Genomic DNA, 24,441 nt, shown 5'->3' with positions numbered 1-24,441 from the left:
GTCTGATTTTCCTCTGCTTGACGACTGGTTTACCGCCCATCAGCAGCGGCTGGCGCGCTTCTCGCCGGTGGCTATTTACGGGCGTATTACCGGCATCAGTGGCATTCTGCTGGAGAGCAGCCTGCCGGGCGCCCGCATTGGCGATCTCTGCCAGATTGAGGGCAAAAACAACACGCGGGTGCTGGCGGAAGTGGTGGGATTCAACCCTCAGCACACGCTGCTTTCCGCCTTAGGCCAGCTGGACGGCATCGCCCAGGGCGCCCGCGTGACGCCGCTGTTTCTGCCGCACAGCATCCGCGTGTCGGAGCAGTTGCTGGGCAGCGTGCTGGACGGCTTTGGTCGCCCGATTGAAGCGGGCAGCGTCAGCGCGTTTGCGTTGCCGGGCGAAGCGGACAATGTCAAACCGGTGCTGGGCGATGCGCCGCCGCCAACGGCCCGACCCAGGATCGACACGCCGTTGCCGACCGGGATGCGCGCCATCGACGGGCTGCTGACGCTGGGCGTCGGCCAGCGCGTGGGTATTTTCGCGGGTGCAGGCTGCGGCAAAACCACGCTGCTGGCCGAACTGGCGCGCAATACGCCGTGCGACGTGATCGTGTTTGGTCTGATAGGCGAGCGCGGCCGCGAACTGCGTGAGTTTCTTGACCATGAGCTGGATAGCGAGCTGCGCAGCCGTACGGTGCTGCTGTGCGCCACGTCCGATCGCAGCAGCATGGAGCGCGCCCGCGCGGCTTTTACCGCCACCGCCATCGCCGAAGCCTTTCGCGACCAGGGCAAAAGCGTGCTGCTGATCCTGGACTCCCTGACCCGTTTCGCCCGCGCGCAGCGTGAAATCGGCCTGGCGCTCGGCGAACCGCCGGGACGTGGCGGCCTGCCGCCCTCGGTCTATACGCTGCTGCCAACCCTGCTTGAACGCGCCGGACAAACCACTACCGGCGCGATCACCGCGCTCTATTCGGTGCTGATTGAACAGGATTCGATGAACGATCCGGTCGCGGACGAGGTGCGCTCGCTGATTGACGGCCATATCGTGCTGACGCGCAAGCTGGCGGAGCGCGGTCATTATCCGGCTATCGACATTCTTGCCAGCCTCAGCCGCACCATGAGCAACGTGGTGGCGCGCCAGCAGATTAAAGAGGCGACCGCCGTGCGCCAGCTGATGGCGGCCTGGCAGCAGGTGGAAATGCTGATCCGGCTGGGCGAATACCAGCCGGGCAACGACAGCCTGACGGATGCGGCGGTAGAGGCGCAGGACGCCATCAACGGCTATCTGCAACAGGCGATGCGCGCGCCGTCCGGCTTCGAGCAGACCTGTTTTCAGCTGTCAGAGGTGAGCCGCTATGCGCCGTCACGTTAATCCGGAACCGGAGCCGGTTGCCGACGTCGCCGCCGTTGAGCTGCGGCGCACGCTGGATCTGCTGCTGCCGATCCGTCGTCAGCGGCTCAACCGCAGTGAAAGACAGCAGCGCGAGCAGGAGCAGACGCTGCGCCAGCTGGAGACGCAAACAGATCGGGCTGGCGAACAGCTGAACGAGCGGCGGCAGGGCTATCAGCAGCTGAGAGCGGGTTTCACGGCGCAAAACTGCGGCGTGCGTCAGGCCAGCTATCTGCTGGAACGCGCCCTCGAACAGGAGCAGCAGGCGCTGAAAAAGGTGCACAGCGGACAGCTGAAGCTGCACGAACTGACCCAGGCTCAGCATGATCAGCAGCAGCGCGTCGAGGCGGCGCGTCAGGAGACGCGGCAGCGACAGCGCGATGTGGAGAAACTGGAATTTTTACTACAGCAGGAGGTAAGCGAATGATTACCCTTTCCGCACAGAGACAGGCGGCGCGGCTGCAACAGCAGCACGATCTCCAGCGCCAGACAACGGAACGCCACAGGGAGCAGCGCGGCGAAGCGCGCATCGCGCAGCGTAAAGAGAAGCCTGCCGACGACGGTGAAAAGGTTGCGCTACGCCGCGAGCCGCGCAAGCCCGCGCGTGAAGAAGATGCATTGTTCAGCGAACTGCTGGAAGAGGGCGAGAGGCCGTTTACGCCGCCGCCTTTCAGCCAGTCCGATTCTCAGCAGCAGGGCTTTGCGCAGCTGGATGAAAGCAGCGCTTACGGCGCGCCGCCCGCGATGGCGATGTGGCAGGAAATCGAAACGGATCTGCTCGCTGCCACGGAGCAGCGCCCGCCCGCTGAGATGACGCTGACGCTGCTCTTGCCGAAGCTGGGCCACGTCGACGCCCGCTTTTCCGCGCTGGCCGCAGGCGGTTGGGATATCGCCCTGCAGCTGCAGCCCGCCGCCTGGCGCGTCCTGCTGCCGCATCAGGAGCGCTGTCGTCTGTCGCTGCGTCAGCGCATGGCCTGTCAGGTACGGCTGCGTTTCGAACGACGCTCGTCGGAGCAGGAAGCATGAACAGGCTGTCGCTAAAAAAACTCAGTAAACAGGCCGCGCGGCTGCGCGGGCAAATTGGCGCGGGCTGTTTTTATCCCTGGCAGCTGGCCGGTGAAGCGGGCGTGCTGCGTCTGGCGCTGGCTGACGGCTATCAGCCCGGCGAAATGAGCGTCTGGCAGTGCGAAGCGGGCACGCTGGCATTTACCGACGCGCAGGCGGTGCTGTCGCTGATGGCCGCCACGCCTACTTTTGCCCTGCCTGCGACCGCGCCGGAACAAAGCTGGTACTGGCCGTGGTGGCAAAGTCAACTTTCTGGCGAACTTCTGGCGTTGTTCGGCCACATAGCTGTAACGGAAGAAAAAGCAGCGGGCGAATTTCTGCTGGTGATGACGCTGGCATGGGGAGACAGAGAGGCGCGCAGCCTGCTGGCGCTCTCAGCCGACACCCTGTCGCGTCTTCTGAGCAAACCCGGCTGGCAGCGAGAAGCCATGCCGCTACCGCCCGATTTACCACTGGCTTTGCCGCTGATTATCGGCGAAGTCGAGCTGTCGCCAGGCGCGCTGAAGCGCGGTGATGTGGTGCTGCCGCCGCAGCCTTTTTTTGCCCCGGACGGGCGTGGAACGATCCGTTGCGCCGGGCGTTTGCTGCACGGAGAGTTGCGGATAACGCCCGGTACGACGGCTCATTTTTATCTTAGCGAGATGGAGAACGATGACGTGACTTTGCCCCCTGACGAGTTTGAGCAGCCGATCACTCCCGATCCCCAGTGGGACGAAGGATCGACGACGGAAGCCACGGATTTCTCCGTACTGCCGCTGGCGCTGTCGGTACGCTGCGGCCAGCTGCAGCTGACGCTGGGAGAACTCTCTGCCCTCGCTCCGGGCGCGACGGTGATGATCGACAACGTGACGCCCGGCGAAGCGCTGCTCTGCCACGGCGACTATGCGGTAGCGAAAGGCGAACTGGTCGACGTGGAGGGCCGCCTTGGCCTGCAAATCACCCAGATGCTGCCGGGCCACAACCCGCTGGCGCGGTAGACGCATGGATGCTTTATCGCTGAACCCGATGACGCTGGCGCTGTTTCTTGGCGCGCTGTCGCTGGTGCCGATTTTAATGATTGTCTGCACCTGCTTTTTAAAAATCTCTATGGTGCTGATGCTGACCCGCAACGCGATGGGCGTGCAGCAGGTGCCGCCCAACATGGCGATTTACGGCATTGCGCTGGCCGCCTCGCTGTTTGTGATGGCGCCGGTTTTCAACGAAATCAGCCAGCGGGTAAAAACGGTGCCAATTGACACCCAGTCCGCGGAGCGGCTCGACTATACGGTCAGCAACGGCGCGGAGCCGCTGAAGCGTTTTATGGTGAAGAATACCGACCCGGATATCTTGATCCACCTACAGGAAAACGCGCAGCGTATGTGGCCAAAAGAGATGTCGGCCACGGTATCTCACGACAGCCCGCTGCTGCTGATCCCCTCGTTTGTTTTGTCGGAGTTGCAAAACGGCTTCAAGATCGGCTTTCTGATTTTTATTCCCTTTATCGTGGTGGATCTGATCGTCTCCAACGTGCTGCTGGCGCTGGGGATGCAGATGGTGTCGCCCATGACCATTTCGCTGCCGCTGAAAATTCTGCTGTTCGTGCTGGTCAGCGGCTGGACGCGGCTGCTCGACGGCCTGTTTTACAGCTATCTGTGAGGGAAAAATGGATATCCTGACCCTTTTCCGCCAGGCGATGCTGCTGGTGGTGATCCTTTCCGCGCCGCCGCTGATCGTGGCGGTGATCGTCGGCGTCATCGTCTCGCTGCTGCAGGCGGTGATGCAGCTTCAGGATCAGACGCTGCCTTTCGCCATTAAGCTGGTGGCGGTGGGCGTCGCGCTGGCGCTGACCGGCCGCTGGATCGGCGTGGAGCTGACCGAACTCACGCAAAGCGCCTTTGCCATGATGCCTAACGTGAAGTACTAACCAGAAGTTAGCTTTATAAAAAAATAAACCCGCCGGATCGGCGGGTTGTTATTACAGGGTAAAGGACAGGTTTATTCACGCGACTGCTCTGGCAATCAGGCGCTGTAAATTTCTCTGTCAGCGACTTCATAGCCGTTATTTTGCGTGCCGCGACAGCTTCGCCGCCAGGAAATGAGGTGTTCGTAAGTGCCTGTTGCAGCTCGCCATCAACATAAATTTTACTGCCGCTGCCTTTTACCGTCGTGCCATTAATGTTGGCCGGTCATAAAAACCGGCTGATAGTCAGGAATCGATTTCCAACGGAATACGATAGTTAATACCGTTGATGCGCACGCGCAGCTTGTTGTCTTTCGGCAGTGCTTTCGTGGTCAGCACCAGCGTGCCGTCGGTATCAAAAGCGATGCCGTGCCCGCTAAGCGTACCAAAAGCAGCGGCATCAACCGGTGTCCACGGAGAGCTCAGCTTGCTGACTACCGTATCTGCCACGACCTCGCCACGCGGTGTCCACAGGAAGCACTTGCCGCCATGAAAACGGCTGTCGGTAGTGCTTTCAACCTGTACGTGAACGTAGCCGCTGTTGGCGGGCAGCTTCACATAGATGCTCACATTATTCGCATAGGGCCGGTTTAGCCGGATATCGGTTACCGGGCTCGATCCCCTGACTTCCACCGCGCCCACTGCTTTAACCGTATCGTCGCCTTTCGCCCGGCGCATACGCAGGATAGCTTCCCCGCCGCCAAAGTTATTGGTCAGATTATTAATGGCGCCGCTTGCTGCCGGGCTCTCAGAACGGGCGCCTAAAAAGCGCACGGTAACCTGATCGCTTTCGGCCGTGGTGACATAGTCGCCAACGTAAACCCATACCGGCGCTTCGGTGGTGTTGTTAAAGCGCAGATTGGAGCTGTACCAGTTAGCCGCCATGGATCCGGCCAGCGTGGTGCCAAAAGATTCTTCACGACGGTAGCCCATATCGTAACCGCCGAGATAGCGCACTACCGTGGCGTTATTACGGTTAAACGCGGCGTTTTGCAAATTGATATGGCGCAAAATAGCTTTTGTAAAGGTGATATCGGCAGGCACCGTTGCGCCTTCCATACTGAACACGTCAATGGTCCACTCGCCGTTACTGATATCCATCGGGTAGTTACATTTCTCCATCCAGCCGTTGTAGATACAGCACTGGGTGGCGCGCGGTAAATCAAAGGCCGGCGTAGTAGAGTGGCTTTCCTGCACGTTAAAGTTGCTGAGTTCGATAGCGGTAAGATGATTCCATGAATTTTGATAAGACGGACGGCCTTTCAAAATAGAGTCGTAAGTATTGCTGGTGTAAAAGCTGTTGAACTTCGTATCCAGCGTATCGATCATATTAAATACGATGCCGCCCGTTTGGCTAATATTAAGCCTGTCGCACTGATAGTACTGTCCTTCGGCGCATTTATTCGTCATAAAGCCGCGCGTATTTTTTGCTAAATCGTACTGACCATAAATTTCGAGGCAGGAAACTTCCGTGCGGCGAGCATTGGTATTAAAAACAAAACTGCCTTCATCGCCTATAAGCGTGAGCTTTGCCACAGGCGAGTAGCCGTAAGCAACGGTAGGCCCATTAATTCTCAGCATACGCAGGTAAACAGAAGAAATATTCAGGCTGGATACGGCATAATTACCTTCAGGAAAAGTAATCCAGGCTTTATATGCCTCGCCTGAATGCTTAAACGTGAAGTTATACATGGCTTTGATCGCGGCGATAGCGTCCGTTTTACCATCCGGTACGGCGCCAAAGTCGCCAATGTTTAAATCTGCCAGGTTATTGATTTGTCGACGCCAGTGGTAGGCGTTGCCGGCGGTATTGGCAATGGTGCCGCCATCGTCCGTTGCTGCCGTCAGCGAGCCGACAAACCAGCCGCCGCCGGTGCCTTTATAAATGGCCTCACCAGGGGCGGTGTGACAGCGAAGCAGCACGCTTTCGCCTTCATAGGCAGGGGCAAGCTTGCGCAGATCGTTAAAAGTGGCAACGCTTTTCGTATGTACGTCATTAACAGTAGTAGTGGGCATTTTTTTCTCCAATGAAAAAATAATTTTTAATTAACCAGGCGAGTTAACCCATTGGATATTTAATCTTAAATATCCGGTTTCATTTAATATTATGCAACCTTGTAAGGGTCTTAACTGCGCCTGTTTTCTTTTTTAACATGGGAAATTCGTTACGAATATGATTTTTTTACGATGATCGTTAATATTATTTTTCAGGGCGCGATTTACCTTTTTTTATTTTTTTGCAAGGGGCTTGTGATGGGGGTTTTTCTTAAAATATCTTGTAAGAATAATCTTGCCCGCAATGAACGTAAGCAGGCGCTTACCATCTTTAAGTAATCCGTACATCCGTATAGCTTTTTTAGTGAACTTTCTGTGGTTTTCTGCCACTCAGCTATAAACGGCAACCCGAAAGATTTAACAATATGTGGAACAACGTCCTTTTTGATGGCTACCACTTTATCCTTGCGCTGACGCTGGCGATGGCGCGCATTTTCCCCTGCCTGCTGCTGTCGCCGGTGTTCTCGTTCAACGCCATTAAAGGCGGCCTGCGCTCCGGCATCGTGCTGGCGCTGGCGCTGTTTCCCGCACCGATGATCCAGCAGCAGCTGGCGGCGGACGATCCCTCGCTGTTTCTGCTGGCGGCGCTGGCGCTGAAAGAGGTAATTATCGGCGTGGCGATCGGCCTGCTGATGGCGATGCCGTTCTGGCTGTTCGAGTCGGTGGGCGCGTTGTTTGATAACCAGCGTGGCGCGCTGACGGGCGGCCAGCTCAACCCGCAGCTCGGGCCGGACGCCACGCCGCTCGGCTTTTTGATGCAGCAGTCGATTATCCTGCTGCTGGTAGTCGGGCTGGGCCTGTCGACCATTACGCAGATTATCTGGGATAGCTATAGCCTCTGGCCGCCGATGCAGTGGCTGCCGCTGCCGGGCGAAGCCGGGCTGAAGGTCTATCTGGAGCTGCTGGGTGGTATCTTCACGCATATGGTGCTTTACGCCGGGCCGCTGGTGGCGCTGCTGCTGCTGGTGGATTTTAGCGTCGGCATCCTCAGCATCTACAGCCCGCAGCTTCAGGCGACCGTGCTGGCGATGCCCGCCAAATGCCTGTTGGGCATGCTGTTCTTTGTGCTCTATTTGCCGATCCTGAATTACGTTGCGGGCGAGCGGCTGTTCGATTTAAAAGATCTGGTGCCGCAGCTGGCGGACATGTTTAAAGGGGTGCGCTGATGGCGGAAAAAACCGAAGACGCCACGCCCCAAAAGCTCAAGGAGTCGCGCAAAAAGGGTCAGGTCGCCCAGACGCCGGATATTCCCAAACTGCTGATTTGCGTAGGCGTGATGGAGACGATTTTCGCGCTGGTCGGCGGCGGCATGCAGCGGCTGGAGGCGATGATTATGCTGCCGCTTGCCCGCCTGAACGATCCTTTCGGCCATGCCATGCAGGAAGTGATGCTGGACGGGGTGATGGTGCTTTGCTATTTCTGCGGCATCGTCTGCGCGCTGATTTTTCTGCTGCGCATTATCGGCGGCTGGCTACAGTTCGGCCCGCTGTTTTCTACCGAGGCGCTGGCGCCAAAGTTCGACGCCATCAATCCGGTCGGCCACCTGAAGAATATGTTTTCCGGCAAACAACTGAGCACGCTGCTGACCAGCGTGCTGAAGGCGGTCGCCATCGGCGTTATTTTTTACCTGGCGATCGAACCCGACCTGGGGCCGCTGGCGCAGCTGGCCTACGGCGAGGATCTCAACGGCTTCTGGCAGGCGGTGCTGGCGCTGTTTATAAAAATCGTGCGGGAAACGCTGGCGTTGCTGCTGGTGCTGAGCGCGTTCGATTTCGGCCTGCAAAAATATTTCTTCCTCAAACAGCAGCGCATGAGCCATGACGATATCCGCAACGAGTTCAAGCAGAGCGAAGGCGATCCACACATGAAAGGGCATCGCAAATCGCTGTCGCATCAGATCCTTAACGAAGAGCCCAGGCCCAGAAGAGAAGTGGCGGTGGAAGAGGCGGATATGGTGCTGGTCAACCCTACGCACTTTGCCGTCGGGCTTTATTACCGCGCCGGTGAAACGCCGCTGCCGCGCCTGCTGTTTAAGGCGGAAGGCTTAGATGCGCAGGATATTATTGAGGAAGCCAAAAAACGGCAGATGCCGGTGATCCGTTTCGTCTGGCTGACCCGCACGCTGTTCAGAACGGTGAATGAAGGCGACTATATCCCGCGAGAAACGCTGAAGGCCGTCGCCCAGGTCTATCGCCTGCTGAAAGAGCTGGAGGATCAGCAGCTGGATGAAGTGCTGGAAATCGAAGAGTAACAGAGCGTGCAATGCCAGGGCCGCTTTACTGAGCTCGGGTGTGATGTCATTTTTAGTCAGTTCAAAGTTGGCTGATTGGATTTATATCATTAAAATCAATATATTAATGGTAAAGCTTCCATTTGAAGATGGCCGTTTACGGCTTATTTCCCGGAATACGGAAACCTTTCCGCTACGGAAACTGCTTAAGGAAATTTAGTGCCAGATAATCCGTAGCCTAAACGGGAATACGCTTTTTTATATTATACGTTTCCCCGTTTTATGTCGGGGCCTGCTGGCTACGTCATATCCGCCAGCGAATACAGCGTGCCGATCGCATCCTGCGGCACTTCGCTGCCGGTGAGTTGGAGCATCAGCAGCGGCGCGCCTTCGGGCGTAGCGGAAAGATAACAGCCTTCGTAACGGCCGGGCGCGAGAAAGCGGCGCATCAGCGCCTCACGCAGCCGGAAAGGGGAAAAAGGAGCGGGCAGCAGCTGGAGCGTCGGCACGGGTTGCGCATAAAAACGCAGCTCGTGTCCGACGGGATCGCACCAGCAGCACGCTTCACCACGCTGCCATGCAGCCAGAAAGGCGCGATGGGAATCGACGCGGATCACTGATTAACCGAAGCCTGTGAATAGTCAAAAGGCCCGTTGCGCATATCCGGCTGCCACCAGATGGTGACCGCCCGATCGTCCGACACCGGGCGGCAAGACATCTCGCTACAGCCCGCGAACTTAGGCTTTGCACAGGCGGTAAGCAGCATCGCCATCAGCAGGATCAGAACAGGTTTTTTCATTATCAGCCTCATTAGCGCGACAGCAGGCGCGTCGTTTTTACGCCGCTGGTGGACAGCGACACCGGCGCCGATTGCAGCAGCGATACGCGGCCAGGTCTGGCCGGCGCCTGCGTATCGTAAGCCACGTACACCTCGGTAGATTCGCCCGGTTGCAGGCGGGTATGCGGCCAGGCGGCCACGGCCAGCGTGCGATCGCCCCGGCAGGATGCCTCGTCAAAGCGCGCCTCTTTTCCGCTGGTGTTGGTGATCACGCCTACCGAAATCTGCATCGCGTCGTTGCCGTACCACTGCTGGCGAGCGCTGGCGCGGAAGGTCAGCGGTACCGAACAGAGCGAGCCGAGCGGCAGCCCCGTCTGGCTGGGCTGTAAACCGCCCGGCTGACGGCTTTCGGCCAGATCCTGCATCGCGTTTTCGATGGTGCGCTTCATGTCGCCGAACTGATGGCGTCGGTTGATATCCCGCAGCGCATCGTTAATCTGCGCGCTGTTTTGCGCATCAACGTAGCGGGAAGGATCGACCTGGTCGCCAATCAGGTGCGGCGTAATAATAAACAGCCGCTCGCGCTGAGAAGTGGTGCGGTTGTTGGAGGTAAACAGCTTGCCCAGCAGTGGAATTTTGCCGAGGATCGGCACGCGCTCTTCGTCATCGCCGCTCTGCTTGGTGTGGAAACCGCCCATCACCAGCGACCGTTTTTCCTGCACCAGTGCCTGAGTGCTGATCACGCCGTTTTCCGTACCCTGCGCGCTGCCGTCCTCGTTTTTGTCCAGCTTGCCGTCTTCCACATCCACCACCAGCTGCACGGCGGCTTTTTCCGGGTTATCACCGATTGAACGCGGCGTGACGCGCAGGCTGGTGCCCGCCGTTACTTCCCGAATGTCCGCAACCCGCTCGCCGATGGCGGTGATAAAGGCGGTATTGCTGAAGTCGATCACCGCAGGCTGGTTTTCCAGCGTCAACACCGACGGATTGGCGATAATCGACGCGGTGCCTTCGCCTTCCAGCGCCTGAATATCGGCGAAGAAGCGGTTAAAATCGGTAACGAACAGGGTACTGGCGCCGTTCAGCATCGACGCGCCGGCGGTTACGTTGCCGAACTGCCCGGACCAGTTGGTGGAAAGACGGGCCAGCTCGTTGCGGTCGATATCCACGATGACCGCATCGATTTCAATCAGCTTCTGCGGCACGTCGATCATTCTGACCAGCTCCTGATACTCCGAGCGCAGCTTTTTGTTGTCGCGCACCAGCAGCGTGTTGTTGCGTACGTCGGCGGAGACTTTCCCCTGCAGCGTTTTGCCCGGCTGCTGCTCGTTGCTGCGGCCAAGCCGGGTATTGCGGCCAATCATCTGTTCCATGATGCTGCGGCTTTCGTTCTGCATCGCCTGGTAGGGGCTGTCGCTGCCGCCGCGACCGTTCTGCGTGGTGGTGGCGCCGTTGGCCGAACCGTTGCTGTTTTGCCCCAGCAGTTCGTTAAGCATGGTGGCCACGCCGGGCACCACCAGCGTCTGGTTGCGATATTTGATAGTGCGATCCGCCACGTCAGCATATTTCAGCGGAAACGCCATCATTTGCTTGTCTTCGCTGGTTTCCGGCTCGGATTTTTTGCTGAAATCCGCAATCAGATCGACATATTTCGGCGGCCCGGTGACCAGCACCACGCCGTCGTCGGGCAGCTCGCCCCAGCCGAATCGCGGCTCCAGCAGGCCGACGCCCTGTAGCGCCTGTTTAATATCGGGCGCGGCATCCGGGCTGATCTTCAGACGACGCGAGGTCTGCTGCGACTGTGGGCTGACATAAAGCGTGTTGTTATAGACGAACCACTGAAAGCGATACTCCAGCGCCAGCCTGTTCAGAAAGGCCTCGGCATTGTCGGAGCGCAGGCGCGCGGTGACAAAGGTATCGGGCAGGCCGGTGACGTTGGCATCCACGCCGTGGCTGCCGGCGAAATCCTGCAGGATCACGCTGAGCGGCGTATTGTCAGCGGAATAGGCGTAGGCGCCTTCGCGCCATTCTTCCGGTGTAGTGGCGTAGCTGTGTGAGACAGAAAGCCCGATCGCCAAAGCCAGCAGCAAAGGGCGAAAGGGTAAAAAAGCAGACGGCGTAGGCACGCTTCTCTCCTTGTTACAGGCTCGTTGGCCGCATTAGCATCAGCAGGGTGTCCTGCCAGATTTCACATTGATTACAAAGACTTTCTAACAGCGCGACGGCGGCCTCTTTTGCGTCGCTTTTTAACCGCGCCAGCAGACAAAGCGTTTCGCGCTGCGGATGCAGGCAAAGCGCGGCGGTAAGGTCGCCGAAGTGATGCAGCGCCGGGTCGGTCAGCCGCAGCGCCCGCTGCATCAGCGCATCATTAACAGGCACAGGCAGCTGTAGCTCGGCAAAAAAAAACCAGCCGCCGGGCAGGCGCTGTAGCGTGATCGGCATCTCGTCAATCCACAGCGCCAGCTCGCCGTTGGTTTTATCCAGACAGGCTTCAATCAGATCGGCGACATCAGTTGATGGCATCAATGATGGCCTTGCGGATACCATGCTTGTACTGGGTGTACTGCGAGCTGGCCCAGTTGGCGTTGGAGACGTCGAGCATCTCGTTCTGGAAGGCGTACATATCACTGACGTTAAACGGCTGGTCCTGACTCTCTTGCGCGAACTGATACATATCTTTTTGCGCGTGCGCGACCTGACTGGTCAGGCGACGCTGGATCGAATCTTCATAGCTCATCGTTTCAGTCTCCGGTTGGGGGGTGCCATTAAGTGGCGGAGAACGCGAGCGGGTTCCGACGAGGCGAAAAAATTGTTGTGGCAGAAAAGAAGGGCGCTAGTCGGGGATCAGCGCCGCGCAAACCTGAGTCCAGCTCAGGCTCAGCTCGCCGTTGTCGGTGGTCAGCCGCAGCGTGTCGGCATCCAGCGAACTGTCGCTGACCAGCTGCCAGTCGAGCGGATGCTGCTTCAGCCAGGCGGCAGCTTCATCCTGTCGGACGGGCGCGCAGCTTAGCGTAGCGGCAGCCTGACGGCCCTGTGCCTGTTGCAGCTGCCGCAGCATGGCGGTCAGACGGTCATCGGCGGGCAGCGCCGCCAGCAGCTGATTCATTGCCTGTTTCAGCAGCGCCTCGGCCTGGGGGATCAGCGCCTCCTGCCACTGCTGCTGCTGCTGCTGCCAGTCGGCGAAAAACTGCTCCGCCTGCGCGACAAAAGCCTGCTGTCGATCGGCAACGGCCGCGTCCGCGCGCGTTCTGGCTTCTTCCAGCAGCCGATCGGCTTCTTCTTCGGCACGGGCCAGCCGCTGCTGCGCCTGTTGTTCCGCCGTTTGCAGCAGGCTCAGCGCCTGCTGATGGTCAACCAGCGCTTCGCGGCTCAGCAGCGGCCCCGCAGGCATCGCCAGCACGGCAAGTTTTTTAGTGATCCACATGCGGCTCGGTTCCTGATTGCTGACACTGCCAGATGGCCGCGTCGTAAAGCGCCGCCAGCCTGGCGTGCGGCAGCGTTAACGTGGGATATTCTTCCAGCTGTGCGGCCCATTCAGGGGGAAAACGCAGCCGTAAACGAGGCCAGCTTTCCGGATGTAGCGCGCGCAGCAGCAGCAGGCCGCCGATGGGCCAGGGATGAAAGCAGGCGGCATCCAGCCAGCTGTCGCAGCGCAGGCCTTTGCTTAAGCGCCGACACCAGATCAAATCGCTGCCCGCCATCCCGGACGGCGTGGCCTGCGGGGCGCAGGTGGCGGCCAGCAGCGCCAGTAGACGCTGCCAGCGCTCGTCGTCGAACGCGATCAGCGCCAGCATCCGCGCTGACGGTTCCGGCGGCAGGGCGGGGGAGATGCCGAAGCTGGCCGCGACGGCCTGCGGCTGCTGCCAGCTCAATGCCTGCTGCGCCGCCGGCGGCAGAGCGAAAAAGTCGGATGTCCAGCCCGCCTCCGCCTGTTGCCACCAGCCCTGCTGCCACCAGTGCAGCCAGTCCGCGATGGAAGCCTGCTCCACGGCTTATTTTCCTGTCGCCGCAGCGGCGCTGGCCGGTTTTTCTTTTTTCCGGCCGGGTTTGAACAGCAGCAAAGCGAAGGCGATCAGCAGCACGATGGCGAACAGCGCGAATACCCATTTCACCGTGCCGTACTCATCCGGCGAAAGCTGAAACGGCCCCATCTGTACCACTTCAATCTTGTCTTCATAGGTCTGCGCCGGCACAAAAACGATCGCTAAATCCTTATCGCTTTTGCCCGCCAGGCCCGGAATGCTGGTGGAAACCATCTGGCGGATGCGCGGCTCAATGCTGTCCGGATCCAGGGTGTTATGGTATTTGATAAACACCGAGGCGGAAGCGGGCTGTACCGGCTCGCCGGGCGCCAGCCTTTCCGGCAGCACTACGTGCACGCGCGCCACCACCACACCGTCGATCTGCGCCAGCGTCGATTCCACCTCCTGCGAAAGCGCATAGATATAGCGGGCGCGCTCCTCCATCGGGCTGGAAATCACGCCGCTTTTCTGGAACACCTCGCCAAGATTGGTGCGCGCCTTGTGCGGCAGCCCGGCGGAGTCAAGGATTTTTACGCTGCGCTCGATATTTTCCGCGTCGACCGACACGGAAATGCCCGCTTTTTCAATCAGCTTTTGCGCGGCAATTTGATGCTGATTCAGTTCGGCGATGATATCGTTGGCGTCGCTTTCCGCCAGCCCGCTGTACAGCACGGTTTTATCGCCGCAGCCGACCAGAAAAAGCGCCAGCGAGCTAATCATTAGCCATTTCAGCAAAAGTTTCATAGGGGCTTACTGTAGGTTGGTCAGTTTATCAATGCTCTGAACGCCTTTGGCGACGATTTTTGCATTCATTAAATTTTCAATATAGTAATTAGATAAGGCGGCATTAGCCTGACTAAATTCTAATAAATTGGACGAGCGGGAAGCTTTTTGTAAATCCTGATAGGCTTCTTTTCTCTGGTGTTCATTATTACTTAATGAACTGGCAATGCCGGAAAGAAAATTCGTGACTTCGGCAGGGGCGGAAACTTTTTCAACCTGCGGTTCTTTAAGCTGGGCCGAAAAAAAATCGACGTCGCTTTGCTGCGGCTCCGCCGTGGTTTTTATTTGCGGAAGCTCGGTTAAATCTGCCGGGGAGGAATTTATTTTCATAACGATCTCGCGCTGGATAACAGAACGAAAAGCGGTGCGGGTCAGGGGCGCAGACCCGCACCAGCAGGCGAAACTAGTACTGGATTTTTACCTGAGCGGCAGCAGAACCCGCCTTACTGGCACTGTCTGCAACGCCGTTCATTTTGTTGTTCTGTGCATCAAGCTTGGCTTTATCGACCATATCCTGCTGCATCTGGCCCTGAACATCCTGCATCTGTGACATAAAGCTTGCGCCATCAGTTGCGCTTTCAACTCTTGTTGCCGCTGTAGCTGCAGTAGAGATACCTGAGGATACTGAAGACATAGTGTGGCTCCTGATTATATTAAGGGGTGGTTGTTAGCATATTCGTTAATTAAGTGGGTGTGGCGCAAAAAGGGTTCCAAAGAAAATAAATTATTTTTATAAACGCATCAGGCAACAATATTCAACAATTTGATACGGTGATAAAGGGTGCGGCGCGGAATACCTAATTCATGCACCACGTCATCAATCTTATGGCCGTGGCGATGCAGACACTCTTTAATCAGGCTGCGCTCAATGCGACGCAGGCGATCTTTTAATAATGTCGCTTCGCCTTCGCCCGGCGTGATATTACACAGCGGCGGCAGATGCAGCACGTGGCGTTCCGCCGCGGCTTTCAGCTCGCGAATATTGCCGGGCCAGCTGTGCAGCAGCAGGGCTTCGTCCAGCGCCAGCGAACGCGGCGGAATAGGCTGCTGTAGCCGCATGGCCGCTTCCTGGGTAAAGCGGCGAAACAGCGGGATAATCAGTTCGGCATGGGAACGCACCGTCGGCGTCTCCAGCTTGATGGTGGAAAGCCGAAAATAGAGGTCGCGGCGAAAACGTCCTGCGTCCACCAGCTCAATCAGCGGCGTCTGGGAAGCGGCGATCACGCGTAGATCCAGCGGCACGGGCTGCGTGGAACCCAGCCGGTGAATGGCGCGGGTTTCCAGCACGCGCAGCAGCTTCGCCTGTAATATCAGCGGCATGCTGTCTATTTCATCCAGAAACAGAATGCCTTTGTCAGAGGCTTCAATGTAGCCCGGCCGGGAATGCGTGGCGCCGGTGTAGGCGCCGGCGATCACGCCGAACAGTTCGCTTTCCGCCAGGTTTTCCGGGATAGCCGCGCAGTTCACGGAAATCAGCGGCCCTTTCGCGCCCGAAAGCTGGTAGATGCGGCGGGTCAGCGTATCTTTGCCCGTCCCGGTTTCGCCTTCCAGCAGCAGATCGACTTTCAGCGGCGCAAGGTTGTCGATCAGCGGATGCAGGCTGGCGTGGATATCCGTTCTGGCTGCGCCAGGCTCGGTAAGGAAAGCCGTGACTTTATCGTGACGGATACTGCCTGATTGTTTCTCACTACCCGTTACCATATTTTCTCCTGTCTACCCTCGGACTATGCAGTTAGCAATCTGCTGCAACTTAAGCGAAAACAACACGGGATCAGCGGCGGGCTGCTCGGGGTAACACTCAATATTCGCTTACTATTTACTAGCGCGGCCTTGAGAGGCTATCAGTTTCCTCTGAAGTTGTTGTGGGGATCTCCGTGGGGCAAGGTAGGGAAATCCCTACACAAATTTCGCAGCGCAGCGGTAAGCTGATGTAAACAAGCGCATTATTTAGATTACAAAACGTTAAGAATGTGTAATTTAATTTACCGTAATTAAGACTTTACCAGCGCCAATGGAACATGCCCGGCCCGATCGCCACCCAACACGGAGACGAAGCCTTGACGGGTGGACTCGTGACGATCATTTCACTGAACAGAGGAAGCGGCATGAAAATAGGCGGCGGTGTAAACGGCGCGATTGGCGGCGGCAAAACGGGTGGCGATGCGGGTCTGGAGCTACCACTCAGCAACAAGCAAAATAACGGTCAGGGCAGCCCGGGACTGGGTAATATCCTGAATTTTGCTACTTCGGCGTCAAACAGCGGCGGCGGCCAGGGCGTGCAGTTTGGCAGCAAAGAGGCGCTTGCCCAGAACGGCAGTAACGGCAGTAACGGCAGCAGCCAGTCGACAGGCAACGAAAGCAGTATTACGCAATTGCTGAACGCCATTCTGGAGCTGTTGAAAGGCAGCGAGGCGAACAGCGATAAAAACGGCTCTGGCTCTTCGGGCTCTGGCAACGGAACGTCCGGCGCTCAGGAAGCCGCCGGCAGCGGCGATATCATGGCCCAGCTGATGGAGATGATTAAAAAGATGCTGGGGCAGTCATCTGAAGGCGCCAACGCATCCGGCCAGGGTGGCTCAGGCGGCTCGGGCGGCGCAACGCAGGGTGGTAAGGGAGCCGAAGACGAGCAGGGTAGCAGCGGGCTGGCCGCTAAGCTGGGCGGTGCCCTGCAGATGCTGGGCCTGGGCGCCATTCTTTCGGCCCTTTCCGGCGGCGCTGGTGCGCAGGGCGGCGGCGAAAGCAAATAGGTTTTCCGGCATACCTTTTCAGGGCGATCGTCGATCGCCCTTTTTTTATCAGGCTGGCAGCGTGCCTTTACCGGTAGCAATGGTATTGGCAAAATCCATCACCTTATCGACATAGGTCGCGTCGCCCGTGCCCGTTTTGGAAATATCACTTAAATCAGCGGTGTTGACGTTGTTTGGCCCGGAATTATAGGCGCGCAGAGCTGCGCCCATACTGCCATCAAATGCGCCGAGCTGCTCTTTCATGTAGAGCGCGCCCGCCATGATATTGTCATGCGCGTTATCAGGGCTGGCGTTGGCGCCCAGCAAATCCGGATTTTTACTTTGCAGATCGGCAAAGGTATTGCTGTTGACCTGCATCAGACCGGCATCCTGTAGCCCGTTGCCGCCGTTGACCGTCGCCGCGCCCAGATTGCCGCGGGACTCCTGCCAGATTTGCGCGGCAAGCACGTTAGCAGGCACGCCGGTAGCCTGCGCCGCATCCTGAATGTCGGCCTCAAAAGGCTTGAGCGAGTCGGGCAGATGAAGATCGCTGCTGCCGAGAGAGAGGGCCGGAGAGCTGCCTGACGTCGCGCTCGTCTGGGCTGCGGACAGCGCTGGGACAGCGGTTTGCGCTCCGCTGTTTTCCGCTGGGTTACCGCTGTTTTTGAACGTTACTGGCGCGGTGGTGCTGCCTGAACCGGTAGCGCCGTTTTCGCCACTGCTGGCCTGCTGGCCCTGAAGCAGCTGCTGGATCAGCGGCAGCACGGCCTTCATGATTTCCGATATCAGCTGCGATACCTGCTGCGACAGGTCGCTGTTTTGCTGCGTGTCGTTGCCGTTATTATCAAGCAGACTTTCCAGCGAGGTGCCCTGACTGCCTGACTGCGCGAAATTAATCGAGGCCTGGTGTTTTTCATTAAGCGGACTAAGTAAATCTTCGCCGGGCGACAACAAACTATCCAGGCCGGGGATAGTCGGCGGCAAAGCGTTAGCGGAAGAAATTGGGGTCATCATGAATTTCCTTAAGCGTAGACCAGGGAAGAGTGATGATTAGTGGCCCGGAGGCGGTATGGGTTCCGCCTGAGGGGAACTTCCCGTTTTGTCACGCCACTTACTGCTACGGATTTTTACCAGATGGAAAATTTATGCCCTTTAATCTTTTTGGTACCTCTTCTGGCGCCAGCCACCGCACCCGTCATGACGCGAAAGTAATGCTGCCGGGCAAGCCGGGCCTGGAAGGGACGCGCAATGGCCGCATCATCACCGTGACGGAAAGCCAGCAGCAGATCCTGAAAAAAGCGAATCGCTCGATCGAAGACACCTGGAAAACATTAGATAAGGGGTCTGCTAACCAGATCCACGACATCCTGCACACGCGCGGCGGCGTGGTAAAACGTACGGTCGCCTGCCGGGCCGAAAACAGCTCTGAGGATAACCGCCCATGGCGCGCCGCCCGCTTTCGGGCCGGAAACTGCGGCGAAATGGCGGCGGTAAACGGCCTGCTGCTGGCCTCCTCCGGCATCAGCGAGCCGGTAGCCGTTTGCAGCGCGCTGGATGGCGATCACGCCTTTGTGATGGTAGGCGACAGACGCATCAACGGCGAGCGCATCTATTCCGATGCCTGGCCGCTCTATGGCCGTGCCGACAAAGAGCAGAACTACGACCTGTCCAAACGCTATCGCATCGTGAAAGAGTACGCGCCGCAGGCCGCTAATCCCGAGGTGCGGGAGCGATTAGTGCATGGCGACAAGGCCAGCCGCGAGGAAGTCAATGCGCTTTACCAGCGCGAGATGCGGCGGGAGGGGCAGCCTATCGACAGTAAGGATCTCAGCTCGTTGAAACAGATTGCCCGGCGCCACGGTGGCGGGCTGTATCAGCAATATCAGGCCTCGAAAAATATCAATGTGTACTATCAAACCGAAAGCGGCGGCGATGTCACCGAGCTAAAACCAGAGATGAAGCGATCCGTGTATGAATCCCGGCGCCGTCGTCAGGATGATGCGACCCGTACAGAGGTGGCGGAGCTGATGCGCAACATTAACCGCGGCGTGTAAACGCTTAACAGGAAAATTATGGCTATCAGTCGACTGAAAACGCTACTGGCTCCGCTGCTGCGTCAGTTGCGCATTGATGAGGCGCAGCTGGAAGAGAGCGGAAGCTACGTAATGGAAGCGCAGGGCATCGCGCTGCTGTGGGAGGAGAGCCCGCGAGATTACCTGACGCTAAGCTGTCAGCTGCCGATGCGCGAAAGTGATTTTGCCGATCCCGCCACGTTGAACATGCTGTTGCAGTGCAATCTGCTGGGGCTGGCGCATCCGCCGGTGCTGACCGCCACGCTGCCGGAGCAGCAAAGCGTGCTGCTGTGGACCCGCGAGCCTTTTATTTTACTGGAGCCGCACCAGCTGCTGGCGCTGTTTGAACGCTTTATCGCACAGGCGGAAAGCATGCAGCGCTTTTTGACCCTGCCGACCACAGGCTCGTCATAAAAAAAGGGCCACGAAAGTTGGCCCTTACGCTGTCAGTGCGGCTGTTTAAACCCGGCCTTCACCAGCTCTTCTTTGAAGGCGTTGGTAATGGCACGGTTGCCGCCGGTGACAGGATAGATAACGTTATTGATCACATCATCCAGATAATGCTCATCGAACTCCTGCAGCGTCAGCGGCGAGCCGCCTTCATCATTAATGGCAATTGAGCCGTGGATATGATCGCCCTCGTTTTTTGCCTTCAGGCTGTATCGACCCAGGCTGCTGTCCAGAGTGCTCATAAGATCTCCTTATTACCGTCAGGGATTGGTATCGCAAGCCCTGTTAAGTCTAGCCAGCGCCTGCCTGCGCGCCTAAGATTCCTCTGTAAAGAAAGCGCAAAGTGCGATCGCTGTCGCTTAAAAAATGCATGGCTGGATATTTATTTAATTCATTGATTTTTAACTATTTTTATTTAAACACCGTGAAGGTGCCTGAAATCACAATGATTTAAGGATAAAAGGCGAAAAATGGTACTAAATTGCTGGCAGAGGTCAGGAACGTCTGCGAACGAAGCGGTAAAAGGTCATCATGAAAAGCGACGGAGGCTGTTTTACCACGGGCGGCGGCCGGAAAAAACGGACGGCGAAAACGGCAGGACGGAAATCTTCTTCTATAATCAAGTGGCTACACAGTAGTAATTTTTTTATCTGGCTGAGGAAAATGGAATGAAGATTATTCTCTGGATTATTGCGATTATTTTTATTGTCGGCCTGCTGACGTTAACCGGCGTCTTTAAAGTACTTTTCTGATTAGTCATCAGGTGGCAATACGCGCGTATTGTCACCTTTTGCCCGCCGGTTTCGCCAGAGCGGACGCCGCGGTCATTTTTTCCTTTTTATCCGGTAACTGATGGAATATGTCGGCTTCATCCTGCTCAGTTACCGCGATAGCCTGACGAAACAGGCAATCTTTTAAGGTGATGGGTTTCCAACAATACGCACATATCGCCCCGTGATGATCGCCAAAGCGGTCGCCGCGAGTCGTGAAAATGAGCTCTGCGTGCCCACATCTCCCGCATCGTATTCTCACGTCGGCTCCTTAAATTTCTGTGTTAACCAGGATTAATTTTACCAAAAAACGCGTATAGATCGATAAATAATATTTATCAGTTTCGTGAAATGATATTAACCCATAACAACATGATTCAAAAGAGATAACCCAGTTCTTTCCTTTTATTTACAATAGGGAGACGATGAATATTGTTACTTTGGGCGCTTTTATTTCTTTTTTTGGTTAAATAAGCATTAATTGAGCTAAATAAATGATCCAGATCAAACTCCATTAAAACAATTCATGATTGTAACTGACCCCATTAGCGCATTATTTCGTCCCGTTTTTAATCAGAAAAAAAAGAGAACTTTGCATAACCGCAATGTCGACCGGCTCAACTTTAAAAAAATTTGCACAGTTGAAAATTTGTTCGCTGTGCATTCATGAACCGTTTAATGGCGGTAATTACAATAGGGGCCGGATTAACAATATGACCAGGCCTGCCGTTTTTAATCAGCAACGGCAGAGATTTTTTAACAGCACCACGGGTGAGCGGTAGATTAAAATGACATTTTTTCGCTTTTTTCTTCTTTTCCTGAGCCTGGCAGGCGCAGGAAGCCTGTCCGCTACAGCTCAGGCACAAACACTGGGCGCCGCGATCTCCGGCGGCTGGCAAAATTTTAGCGACGGCGTCAGCACGACCTGGAACGAGCCGCAGCATTACGACCTTTACGTGCCGGCTATCACCTGGCACAACCGCTGGACTTACGACCAGGCGCATATTGATAAATACAACGAGCGCCCCTGGGGTGCAGGCGGCGGCATGTCGCGCTATGACGAAAAAGGCAACTGGAACGGCCTGTACGTGATGGCCTTCAAGGACTCCTTTAACAAATGGGAACCCTTCGGCGGCTACGGCTGGGAAAAAATCTGGCAGCCGCTGCGCAATAAAGATTTTCGGCTGGGGTTGGGCTATACGGCTGGGGTAACGGCAAGAGACAACTGGAAATATATCCCGGTTCCGGCGGTTTTGCCGCTTGCTTCAATAGGTTTTCGTGATGCCACCTTCCAGATGACTTATATTCCGGGGACTTACAACAACGGCAACGTCTATTTTGCCTGGCTGCGCTGGCAGTTTTAACAACAGGCGCACGCTAAAATTAAAATTGATGCGTAAAAAAAGCGATATTTATCACTTTTTCGTGAAAGGCCACTGGACAAAAGGCTCAGCAATTGCTGTACTAACCGTCGACACAGTTTAGTGTCCATTTTTCATGTAAAGGTAATATAGATGTCTAAGATCAAAGGTAGCGTTAAGTGGTTTAATGAGTCCAAAGGATTCGGTTTCATTACTCCTGAAGATGGTAGCAAAGACGTGTTCGTTCACTTCTCTGCCATCCAGAGCAACGGTTTCAAAACTCTGGCTGAAGGTCAGCGCGTAGAGTTCGAAATCACCAACGGTGCCAAAGGCCCATCTGCTGCTAACGTTGCCGCTATTTAAGTTATCAGACAGAATTTTAAAAACCCGCCTTATGGCGGGTTTTTTTTCGCCTGAGTGATGCCTCGTCTCCATGGAATGCCCGGCCAGGTGAGCCTGTAAGCCGGATAGCTGTTGCGAAAGTTCCCGTACTGCTCTGTGCCTGCATATTGCGCAGGTTCCCGCCTGTGTAAGTACTGCTCTTTGCCTGCGTGTTGCAAAGGTTCCCTTAATGCTCTGTGCATGCGTGTCGCGCTGATTGCCGCCTGTAAGTTCCGCCCTCTGTTGGCCTGCCGCGCAGGTTCCTTTAATGCTCTGTGCTTGCGTGTCGTGCAGGTTACCGTCTGTAAGTACCGCCCTTTGCTGGCGTGCCGCGTAGGTTCCCTTAATGCTCAGTGCATGCGTGCCGCACAGATTTCCGCCTGCGAGTCCTGCTCTCTGCTTGCGTGCGCAAAGATCCTGTCCTGTTAGCGCTTCTTCCTGTTTGCGTAAAGAGTGTGCCAAAACGTGATAAACGAAACAGTCATCGTTAACTGCGCCGGGTGCAGATGCCTGTTTTGCGGTCTGTGAAGCCCAAACGCGGCTTATTCTGTAACAGGCGTCGGCGTCGGTCGGGTTGCTTATCGTGTCAGTCAGGCTATATAACCTGTAGAAGAAAAGCGCTGACGCCCTGAGCGGGCCGCAATTAACAGGAGAGAGAATGAGGATCCGACTGGCGAATACGCACGACGGTTTTGCCCTGAGCGCGCTGTTAACCGAACTGGGCTATGCCAACACCGAAGTCTTTATTGAGCGTCGTCTGGCGCAGCTGATCGACGACAGGGCAGAACAGCTGCTGATTGCCGAGCAGGGCAGCACCGTATTAGGCTTTCTCTCGCTACATTTTATTCCGCAGCTGGCGCTGGCGGGGGATTTCGCGCGCATCAGCTATTTTTGTATCGCGGACGGCAAGCGTAGCGAAGGCGTCGGACATCAACTGTTAAGCCACGCCGAGAAGCTGGCAAAAGCCCACGGCTGCGATCGGATGGAAGTCCACTGCCATGAGCAGCGCACCAAGGCTAACGCCTTTTATAGCCGGGAAGGCTATAGCGAGGCTCCCCGCTACCTGATTAAAAATCTCGATGCGCACGCTTTTTATCCCCACGGAGAGACATAATGAAAGTGGCTTCAGGACAGTTTGCGGTCAGCCGTAGCTGGCAGGAGAATGCGGCAACCTGTACGGACTTAATGACCAGGGCGCTGGCCGGCGGTGCCGATCTGCTCGTTTTACCGGAAGCCGTGCTGGCTCGTGATATCGCCGATCCGGATTTGGTGCTGAAAGCCGCTCAGCCGCTGGACGGGCCATTTTTAAACGAAATCCGTGCAGCCAGTCGCGGCAACGGGTTAACCACAATAATGACCGTACACGTGCCGACCGATAACGGCAAAGCGCTGAATGTGCTTATCGTCATTCGCAATGGCGAAATCCTTGCCCGCTACGACAAGCTGCATCTTTATGACGCTTTTACCATGCAGGAATCCCGCAATGTCACCGCCGGTGACGAGGTGCCGCCGCTGGTGGAAGTTGCCGGTATGCAAGTGGGTCTGATGACCTGTTACGACGTGCGTTTTCCTGAACAGGCTCGTCGTCTGGCGCTGGACGGCGCGGAAGTGCTGGTGCTGCCAGCCGCCTGGGTGAGAGGGCCGCTGAAGGAGATGCACTGGGAGGTGCTGGTAACGGCGCGTGCGCTGGAAAACACCTGTTATATGGTGGCCGTCGGCGACTGCGGCCCGCGTAATATTGGTTGCAGCCTGACGGTCGATCCGCTGGGCGTGGCGATAGCCAGGGCGGCTGAAGCGCCGATATTGCTTTTTGCTGATTTGGATCCCGCCCGTATCGCTCATGCGCGTAGCGTGCTGCCGGTGCTGGAGAATCGCCGTTTTGCTCGCCCTGAACTTATCAGCTCGCGGAAGCTTTGAAATATTGGGTAAGGAACGCTTCGGAGTGAGAGGGCAACGGGTGATATCACCATACCGCTATGGAACAATGGTGTGGCATTGATAACGCGTTGTGGTACACCAGCCCCCAACATCCGCGATTTCAGGCTTTCCTGAGCCGCTTTATCTGATATCATTTCGCAGGCCGCTGTGCAGATATTACTCTGTTACAGATGGCAGTTTGTATTGACCGACAATCTGCGCGTTAATACACTTTATGCTTATTGACCTTTACCGGTCCGGTTAAATAAAGAAGGTGTGTATGGAAGGTATCAGTATTGCCAAACTGCTGATTATTGGCGCTCTGATTGTATTGCTTTTTGGAACCAACAAGTTACGCTCGCTGGGCGGCGATCTGGGTTCGGCGATCAAAGGCTTTAAAAAGGCGATGAGCGACGATGACACCTCCGCGAAGAAAGCGCCTGTCGCTGAAGAAAAAGCGGCTGAACAGGTTGCTCATAAAGAGTAACGCCCGCGTTAAGCGATAAAAAAACGGATG

Annotated in this window: 31 protein-coding genes; 17 read left to right on the top strand and 14 right to left on the bottom strand. The window is 56.5% G+C overall.

The features are described from left to right. The first annotated feature begins 13 nt into the window (after window positions 1-13). From sctN to sctS, 6 genes are read left to right on the top strand one after another with little or no spacing between them, the layout of a single operon-like run. Window positions 14-1,357: a type III secretion system ATPase SctN gene (sctN, locus tag AB6T85_RS05990; RefSeq protein ID WP_369895050.1), complete on the top strand. Its 1,344-nt coding sequence runs from the start codon at window positions 14-16 to the stop codon at window positions 1,355-1,357. After that, entirely contained in the window at window positions 1,341-1,802 is a 462-nt protein-coding gene (locus AB6T85_RS05985) for a type III secretion protein (protein WP_369895005.1), read from the top strand. The genes sctN and AB6T85_RS05985 overlap by 17 nt, the downstream gene beginning before the upstream one ends. After that, entirely contained in the window at window positions 1,799-2,401 is a 603-nt protein-coding gene (locus AB6T85_RS05980; RefSeq protein ID WP_253454953.1) for a type III secretion system HrpP C-terminal domain-containing protein, read from the top strand. The genes AB6T85_RS05985 and AB6T85_RS05980 overlap by 4 nt, the downstream gene beginning before the upstream one ends. Continuing rightward, window positions 2,398-3,417, top strand: a complete 1,020-nt coding sequence (locus tag AB6T85_RS05975; protein ID WP_369895003.1) for a FliM/FliN family flagellar motor switch protein — start codon at window positions 2,398-2,400, stop codon at window positions 3,415-3,417. Before AB6T85_RS05980 ends, AB6T85_RS05975 begins: the two co-directional genes overlap by 4 nt. A 4-nt stretch (window positions 3,418-3,421) precedes the next feature. After that, complete coding sequence (gene sctR, locus AB6T85_RS05970; protein WP_125288530.1) at window positions 3,422-4,075, top strand: type III secretion system export apparatus subunit SctR; 654 nt, start codon at window positions 3,422-3,424, stop codon at window positions 4,073-4,075. 7 nt (window positions 4,076-4,082) lie between these two features. Next, window positions 4,083-4,343 (top strand): type III secretion system export apparatus subunit SctS, encoded by a 261-nt coding sequence (gene sctS / locus AB6T85_RS05965; RefSeq protein WP_253454951.1) that lies wholly within the window; start codon window positions 4,083-4,085, stop codon window positions 4,341-4,343. A gap of 282 nt (window positions 4,344-4,625) precedes the next feature. Here sctS and AB6T85_RS05960 read toward each other — a convergent pair whose 3' ends face one another. Further along, window positions 4,626-6,395, bottom strand: a complete 1,770-nt coding sequence (locus AB6T85_RS05960; RefSeq protein WP_253454950.1) for a putative phage tail protein — start codon at window positions 6,393-6,395, stop codon at window positions 4,626-4,628. 404 nt (window positions 6,396-6,799) lie between these two features. Here AB6T85_RS05960 and sctT point away from each other — a divergent pair, with 404 nt between their 5' ends. Both sctT and sctU read left to right on the top strand, forming a co-directional pair. Then, window positions 6,800-7,600, top strand: a complete 801-nt coding sequence (sctT, locus tag AB6T85_RS05955; protein WP_253454949.1) for a type III secretion system export apparatus subunit SctT — start codon at window positions 6,800-6,802, stop codon at window positions 7,598-7,600. Further along, window positions 7,600-8,685, top strand: a complete 1,086-nt coding sequence (gene sctU / locus AB6T85_RS05950) for a type III secretion system export apparatus subunit SctU (protein WP_253454948.1) — start codon at window positions 7,600-7,602, stop codon at window positions 8,683-8,685. Before sctT ends, sctU begins: the two co-directional genes overlap by 1 nt. 278 nt (window positions 8,686-8,963) lie before the next feature. On the opposite strand, the gene AB6T85_RS05945 is transcribed toward sctU, so the two are convergent. The 11 genes from AB6T85_RS05945 to AB6T85_RS05895 form a co-directional block, all read right to left on the bottom strand. Next, the gene (locus AB6T85_RS05945) at window positions 8,964-9,281 is read right to left on the bottom strand and encodes a hypothetical protein (protein ID WP_253454947.1); all 318 of its coding nucleotides are present in this window, start codon (window positions 9,279-9,281) and stop codon (window positions 8,964-8,966) included. Further along, window positions 9,278-9,463, bottom strand: coding sequence for an HrpT family type III secretion system protein (gene hrpT / locus AB6T85_RS05940; protein WP_125288536.1), 186 nt, complete (start codon window positions 9,461-9,463; stop codon window positions 9,278-9,280). Before hrpT ends, AB6T85_RS05945 begins: the two co-directional genes overlap by 4 nt. Before the next feature lie 11 nt (window positions 9,464-9,474). Continuing rightward, window positions 9,475-11,568: a type III secretion system outer membrane ring subunit SctC gene (sctC, locus tag AB6T85_RS05935; RefSeq protein WP_253454945.1), complete on the bottom strand. Its 2,094-nt coding sequence runs from the start codon at window positions 11,566-11,568 to the stop codon at window positions 9,475-9,477. Window positions 11,569-11,581: 13 nt separating this feature from the next. Next, window positions 11,582-11,965 carry a type III secretion system chaperone gene (locus tag AB6T85_RS05930; protein WP_253454944.1) on the bottom strand — a complete coding sequence of 128 codons (384 nt, stop codon included), beginning with the start codon at window positions 11,963-11,965 and terminating at the stop codon, window positions 11,582-11,584. Next, on the bottom strand, window positions 11,952-12,179 hold the full coding sequence (locus AB6T85_RS05925) for a type III secretion protein HrpF (protein WP_253454943.1): 228 nt from the start codon (window positions 12,177-12,179) through the stop codon (window positions 11,952-11,954). Before AB6T85_RS05925 ends, AB6T85_RS05930 begins: the two co-directional genes overlap by 14 nt. A gap of 96 nt (window positions 12,180-12,275) precedes the next feature. Then, a complete protein-coding gene (sctL, locus tag AB6T85_RS05920) occupies window positions 12,276-12,866 on the bottom strand; it encodes a type III secretion system stator protein SctL (RefSeq protein ID WP_301252576.1) in 591 nt (196 codons plus the stop codon). Next, on the bottom strand, window positions 12,853-13,431 hold the full coding sequence (locus AB6T85_RS05915; RefSeq protein ID WP_253454941.1) for a type III secretion protein HrpD: 579 nt from the start codon (window positions 13,429-13,431) through the stop codon (window positions 12,853-12,855). Before AB6T85_RS05915 ends, sctL begins: the two co-directional genes overlap by 14 nt. A gap of 3 nt (window positions 13,432-13,434) precedes the next feature. Next, the gene (gene sctJ / locus AB6T85_RS05910) at window positions 13,435-14,208 is read right to left on the bottom strand and encodes a type III secretion system inner membrane ring lipoprotein SctJ (RefSeq protein ID WP_253454940.1); all 774 of its coding nucleotides are present in this window, start codon (window positions 14,206-14,208) and stop codon (window positions 13,435-13,437) included. A 6-nt stretch (window positions 14,209-14,214) separates the two neighbouring features. Beyond that, complete coding sequence (locus tag AB6T85_RS05905; RefSeq protein WP_301252577.1) at window positions 14,215-14,577, bottom strand: EscF/YscF/HrpA family type III secretion system needle major subunit; 363 nt, start codon at window positions 14,575-14,577, stop codon at window positions 14,215-14,217. A 73-nt stretch (window positions 14,578-14,650) separates the two neighbouring features. After that, window positions 14,651-14,881, bottom strand: coding sequence for a hypothetical protein (locus AB6T85_RS05900; RefSeq protein ID WP_253454938.1), 231 nt, complete (start codon window positions 14,879-14,881; stop codon window positions 14,651-14,653). Between the two features lie 107 nt (window positions 14,882-14,988). Then, window positions 14,989-15,948 (bottom strand): sigma 54-interacting transcriptional regulator, encoded by a 960-nt coding sequence (locus AB6T85_RS05895; protein ID WP_253454937.1) that lies wholly within the window; start codon window positions 15,946-15,948, stop codon window positions 14,989-14,991. Window positions 15,949-16,352: 404 nt separating this feature from the next. On the opposite strand from AB6T85_RS05895, the gene AB6T85_RS05890 reads away from it, so the two are divergent. Next, window positions 16,353-16,994, top strand: coding sequence for a hypothetical protein (locus AB6T85_RS05890; protein WP_301252578.1), 642 nt, complete (start codon window positions 16,353-16,355; stop codon window positions 16,992-16,994). 48 nt (window positions 16,995-17,042) lie between these two features. Here the strand turns inward: AB6T85_RS05890 and AB6T85_RS05885 are convergent, their stop codons facing one another. Continuing rightward, window positions 17,043-17,987 (bottom strand): lytic transglycosylase domain-containing protein, encoded by a 945-nt coding sequence (locus tag AB6T85_RS05885; RefSeq protein ID WP_301252579.1) that lies wholly within the window; start codon window positions 17,985-17,987, stop codon window positions 17,043-17,045. Between the two features lie 131 nt (window positions 17,988-18,118). Between AB6T85_RS05885 and AB6T85_RS05880 the strand changes: the two genes are divergently transcribed. Then, window positions 18,119-19,027, top strand: coding sequence for a hypothetical protein (locus AB6T85_RS05880; RefSeq protein WP_301252580.1), 909 nt, complete (start codon window positions 18,119-18,121; stop codon window positions 19,025-19,027). A gap of 18 nt (window positions 19,028-19,045) precedes the next feature. Next, on the top strand, window positions 19,046-19,459 hold the full coding sequence (locus AB6T85_RS05875) for a CesT family type III secretion system chaperone (protein WP_253454933.1): 414 nt from the start codon (window positions 19,046-19,048) through the stop codon (window positions 19,457-19,459). Window positions 19,460-19,491: 32 nt separating this feature from the next. Here AB6T85_RS05875 and AB6T85_RS05870 read toward each other — a convergent pair whose 3' ends face one another. Then, on the bottom strand, window positions 19,492-19,737 hold the full coding sequence (locus AB6T85_RS05870) for a hypothetical protein (protein ID WP_253454932.1): 246 nt from the start codon (window positions 19,735-19,737) through the stop codon (window positions 19,492-19,494). 426 nt (window positions 19,738-20,163) lie between these two features. On the opposite strand from AB6T85_RS05870, the gene AB6T85_RS23795 reads away from it, so the two are divergent. The 6 genes from AB6T85_RS23795 to tatE all read left to right on the top strand — a co-directional run bounded on the left by AB6T85_RS23795 (window position 20,164) and on the right by tatE (window position 24,411). Next, window positions 20,164-20,247 (top strand): small membrane protein YohP, encoded by an 84-nt coding sequence (locus AB6T85_RS23795; protein ID WP_445084017.1) that lies wholly within the window; start codon window positions 20,164-20,166, stop codon window positions 20,245-20,247. Window positions 20,248-21,053: 806 nt separating this feature from the next. Next, complete coding sequence (pagP, locus tag AB6T85_RS05865) at window positions 21,054-21,629, top strand: lipid IV(A) palmitoyltransferase PagP (RefSeq protein WP_253454931.1); 576 nt, start codon at window positions 21,054-21,056, stop codon at window positions 21,627-21,629. A 150-nt stretch (window positions 21,630-21,779) separates the two neighbouring features. Beyond that, a complete protein-coding gene (gene cspE, locus AB6T85_RS05860; RefSeq protein WP_004156612.1) occupies window positions 21,780-21,989 on the top strand; it encodes a transcription antiterminator/RNA stability regulator CspE in 210 nt (69 codons plus the stop codon). Window positions 21,990-22,665: 676 nt separating this feature from the next. Continuing rightward, window positions 22,666-23,121, top strand: a complete 456-nt coding sequence (locus AB6T85_RS05855; protein WP_253454930.1) for a GNAT family N-acetyltransferase — start codon at window positions 22,666-22,668, stop codon at window positions 23,119-23,121. Continuing rightward, window positions 23,121-23,924: a deaminated glutathione amidase gene (locus AB6T85_RS05850; protein ID WP_301252587.1), complete on the top strand. Its 804-nt coding sequence runs from the start codon at window positions 23,121-23,123 to the stop codon at window positions 23,922-23,924. The genes AB6T85_RS05855 and AB6T85_RS05850 overlap by 1 nt, the downstream gene beginning before the upstream one ends. A 280-nt stretch (window positions 23,925-24,204) precedes the next feature. Continuing rightward, window positions 24,205-24,411 carry a twin-arginine translocase subunit TatE gene (tatE, locus tag AB6T85_RS05845; protein ID WP_125288552.1) on the top strand — a complete coding sequence of 69 codons (207 nt, stop codon included), beginning with the start codon at window positions 24,205-24,207 and terminating at the stop codon, window positions 24,409-24,411. Window positions 24,412-24,441: the final 30 nt, after the last annotated feature.

This window comes from Erwinia aeris (assembly GCF_041224955.1).
Classification (GTDB): domain Bacteria; phylum Pseudomonadota; class Gammaproteobacteria; order Enterobacterales; family Enterobacteriaceae; genus Erwinia; species Erwinia aeris.
Note: the sequence above shows the minus strand (reverse complement) of the source record. Positions and strands in the feature narration are given on the sequence as shown.

Bases quoted from the DNA above. Each gene is read 5' to 3' on its own strand.
- AB6T85_RS05985 (WP_369895005.1), top strand. From the start codon at position 1,341: ATGCGCCGTCACGTTAATCCGGAACCGGAGCCGGTTGCCGACGTCGCC.
- AB6T85_RS05980 (WP_253454953.1), top strand. From the start codon at position 1,799: ATGATTACCCTTTCCGCACAGAGACAGGCGGCGCGGCTGCAACAGCAG.
- AB6T85_RS05975 (WP_369895003.1), top strand. From the start codon at position 2,398: ATGAACAGGCTGTCGCTAAAAAAACTCAGTAAACAGGCCGCGCGGCTG.
- sctR (WP_125288530.1), top strand. From the start codon at position 3,422: ATGGATGCTTTATCGCTGAACCCGATGACGCTGGCGCTGTTTCTTGGC.
- sctS (WP_253454951.1), top strand. From the start codon at position 4,083: ATGGATATCCTGACCCTTTTCCGCCAGGCGATGCTGCTGGTGGTGATC.
- AB6T85_RS05960 (WP_253454950.1), bottom strand. From the start codon at position 6,395: ATGCCCACTACTACTGTTAATGACGTACATACGAAAAGCGTTGCCACT.
- sctT (WP_253454949.1), top strand. From the start codon at position 6,800: ATGTGGAACAACGTCCTTTTTGATGGCTACCACTTTATCCTTGCGCTG.
- sctU (WP_253454948.1), top strand. From the start codon at position 7,600: ATGGCGGAAAAAACCGAAGACGCCACGCCCCAAAAGCTCAAGGAGTCG.
- hrpT (WP_125288536.1), bottom strand. From the start codon at position 9,463: ATGAAAAAACCTGTTCTGATCCTGCTGATGGCGATGCTGCTTACCGCC.
- AB6T85_RS05930 (WP_253454944.1), bottom strand. From the start codon at position 11,965: ATGCCATCAACTGATGTCGCCGATCTGATTGAAGCCTGTCTGGATAAA.
- AB6T85_RS05925 (WP_253454943.1), bottom strand. From the start codon at position 12,179: ATGAGCTATGAAGATTCGATCCAGCGTCGCCTGACCAGTCAGGTCGCG.
- sctL (WP_301252576.1), bottom strand. From the start codon at position 12,866: ATGTGGATCACTAAAAAACTTGCCGTGCTGGCGATGCCTGCGGGGCCG.
- sctJ (WP_253454940.1), bottom strand. From the start codon at position 14,208: ATGAAACTTTTGCTGAAATGGCTAATGATTAGCTCGCTGGCGCTTTTT.
- AB6T85_RS05905 (WP_301252577.1), bottom strand. From the start codon at position 14,577: ATGAAAATAAATTCCTCCCCGGCAGATTTAACCGAGCTTCCGCAAATA.
- AB6T85_RS05900 (WP_253454938.1), bottom strand. From the start codon at position 14,881: ATGTCTTCAGTATCCTCAGGTATCTCTACTGCAGCTACAGCGGCAACA.
- AB6T85_RS05895 (WP_253454937.1), bottom strand. From the start codon at position 15,948: ATGGTAACGGGTAGTGAGAAACAATCAGGCAGTATCCGTCACGATAAA.
- AB6T85_RS05890 (WP_301252578.1), top strand. From the start codon at position 16,353: ATGAAAATAGGCGGCGGTGTAAACGGCGCGATTGGCGGCGGCAAAACG.
- AB6T85_RS05885 (WP_301252579.1), bottom strand. From the start codon at position 17,987: ATGATGACCCCAATTTCTTCCGCTAACGCTTTGCCGCCGACTATCCCC.
- AB6T85_RS05880 (WP_301252580.1), top strand. From the start codon at position 18,119: ATGCCCTTTAATCTTTTTGGTACCTCTTCTGGCGCCAGCCACCGCACC.
- AB6T85_RS05875 (WP_253454933.1), top strand. From the start codon at position 19,046: ATGGCTATCAGTCGACTGAAAACGCTACTGGCTCCGCTGCTGCGTCAG.
- AB6T85_RS05870 (WP_253454932.1), bottom strand. From the start codon at position 19,737: ATGAGCACTCTGGACAGCAGCCTGGGTCGATACAGCCTGAAGGCAAAA.
- AB6T85_RS23795 (WP_445084017.1), top strand. From the start codon at position 20,164: ATGAAGATTATTCTCTGGATTATTGCGATTATTTTTATTGTCGGCCTG.
- pagP (WP_253454931.1), top strand. From the start codon at position 21,054: ATGACATTTTTTCGCTTTTTTCTTCTTTTCCTGAGCCTGGCAGGCGCA.
- cspE (WP_004156612.1), top strand. From the start codon at position 21,780: ATGTCTAAGATCAAAGGTAGCGTTAAGTGGTTTAATGAGTCCAAAGGA.
- AB6T85_RS05855 (WP_253454930.1), top strand. From the start codon at position 22,666: ATGAGGATCCGACTGGCGAATACGCACGACGGTTTTGCCCTGAGCGCG.
- AB6T85_RS05850 (WP_301252587.1), top strand. From the start codon at position 23,121: ATGAAAGTGGCTTCAGGACAGTTTGCGGTCAGCCGTAGCTGGCAGGAG.
- tatE (WP_125288552.1), top strand. From the start codon at position 24,205: ATGGAAGGTATCAGTATTGCCAAACTGCTGATTATTGGCGCTCTGATT.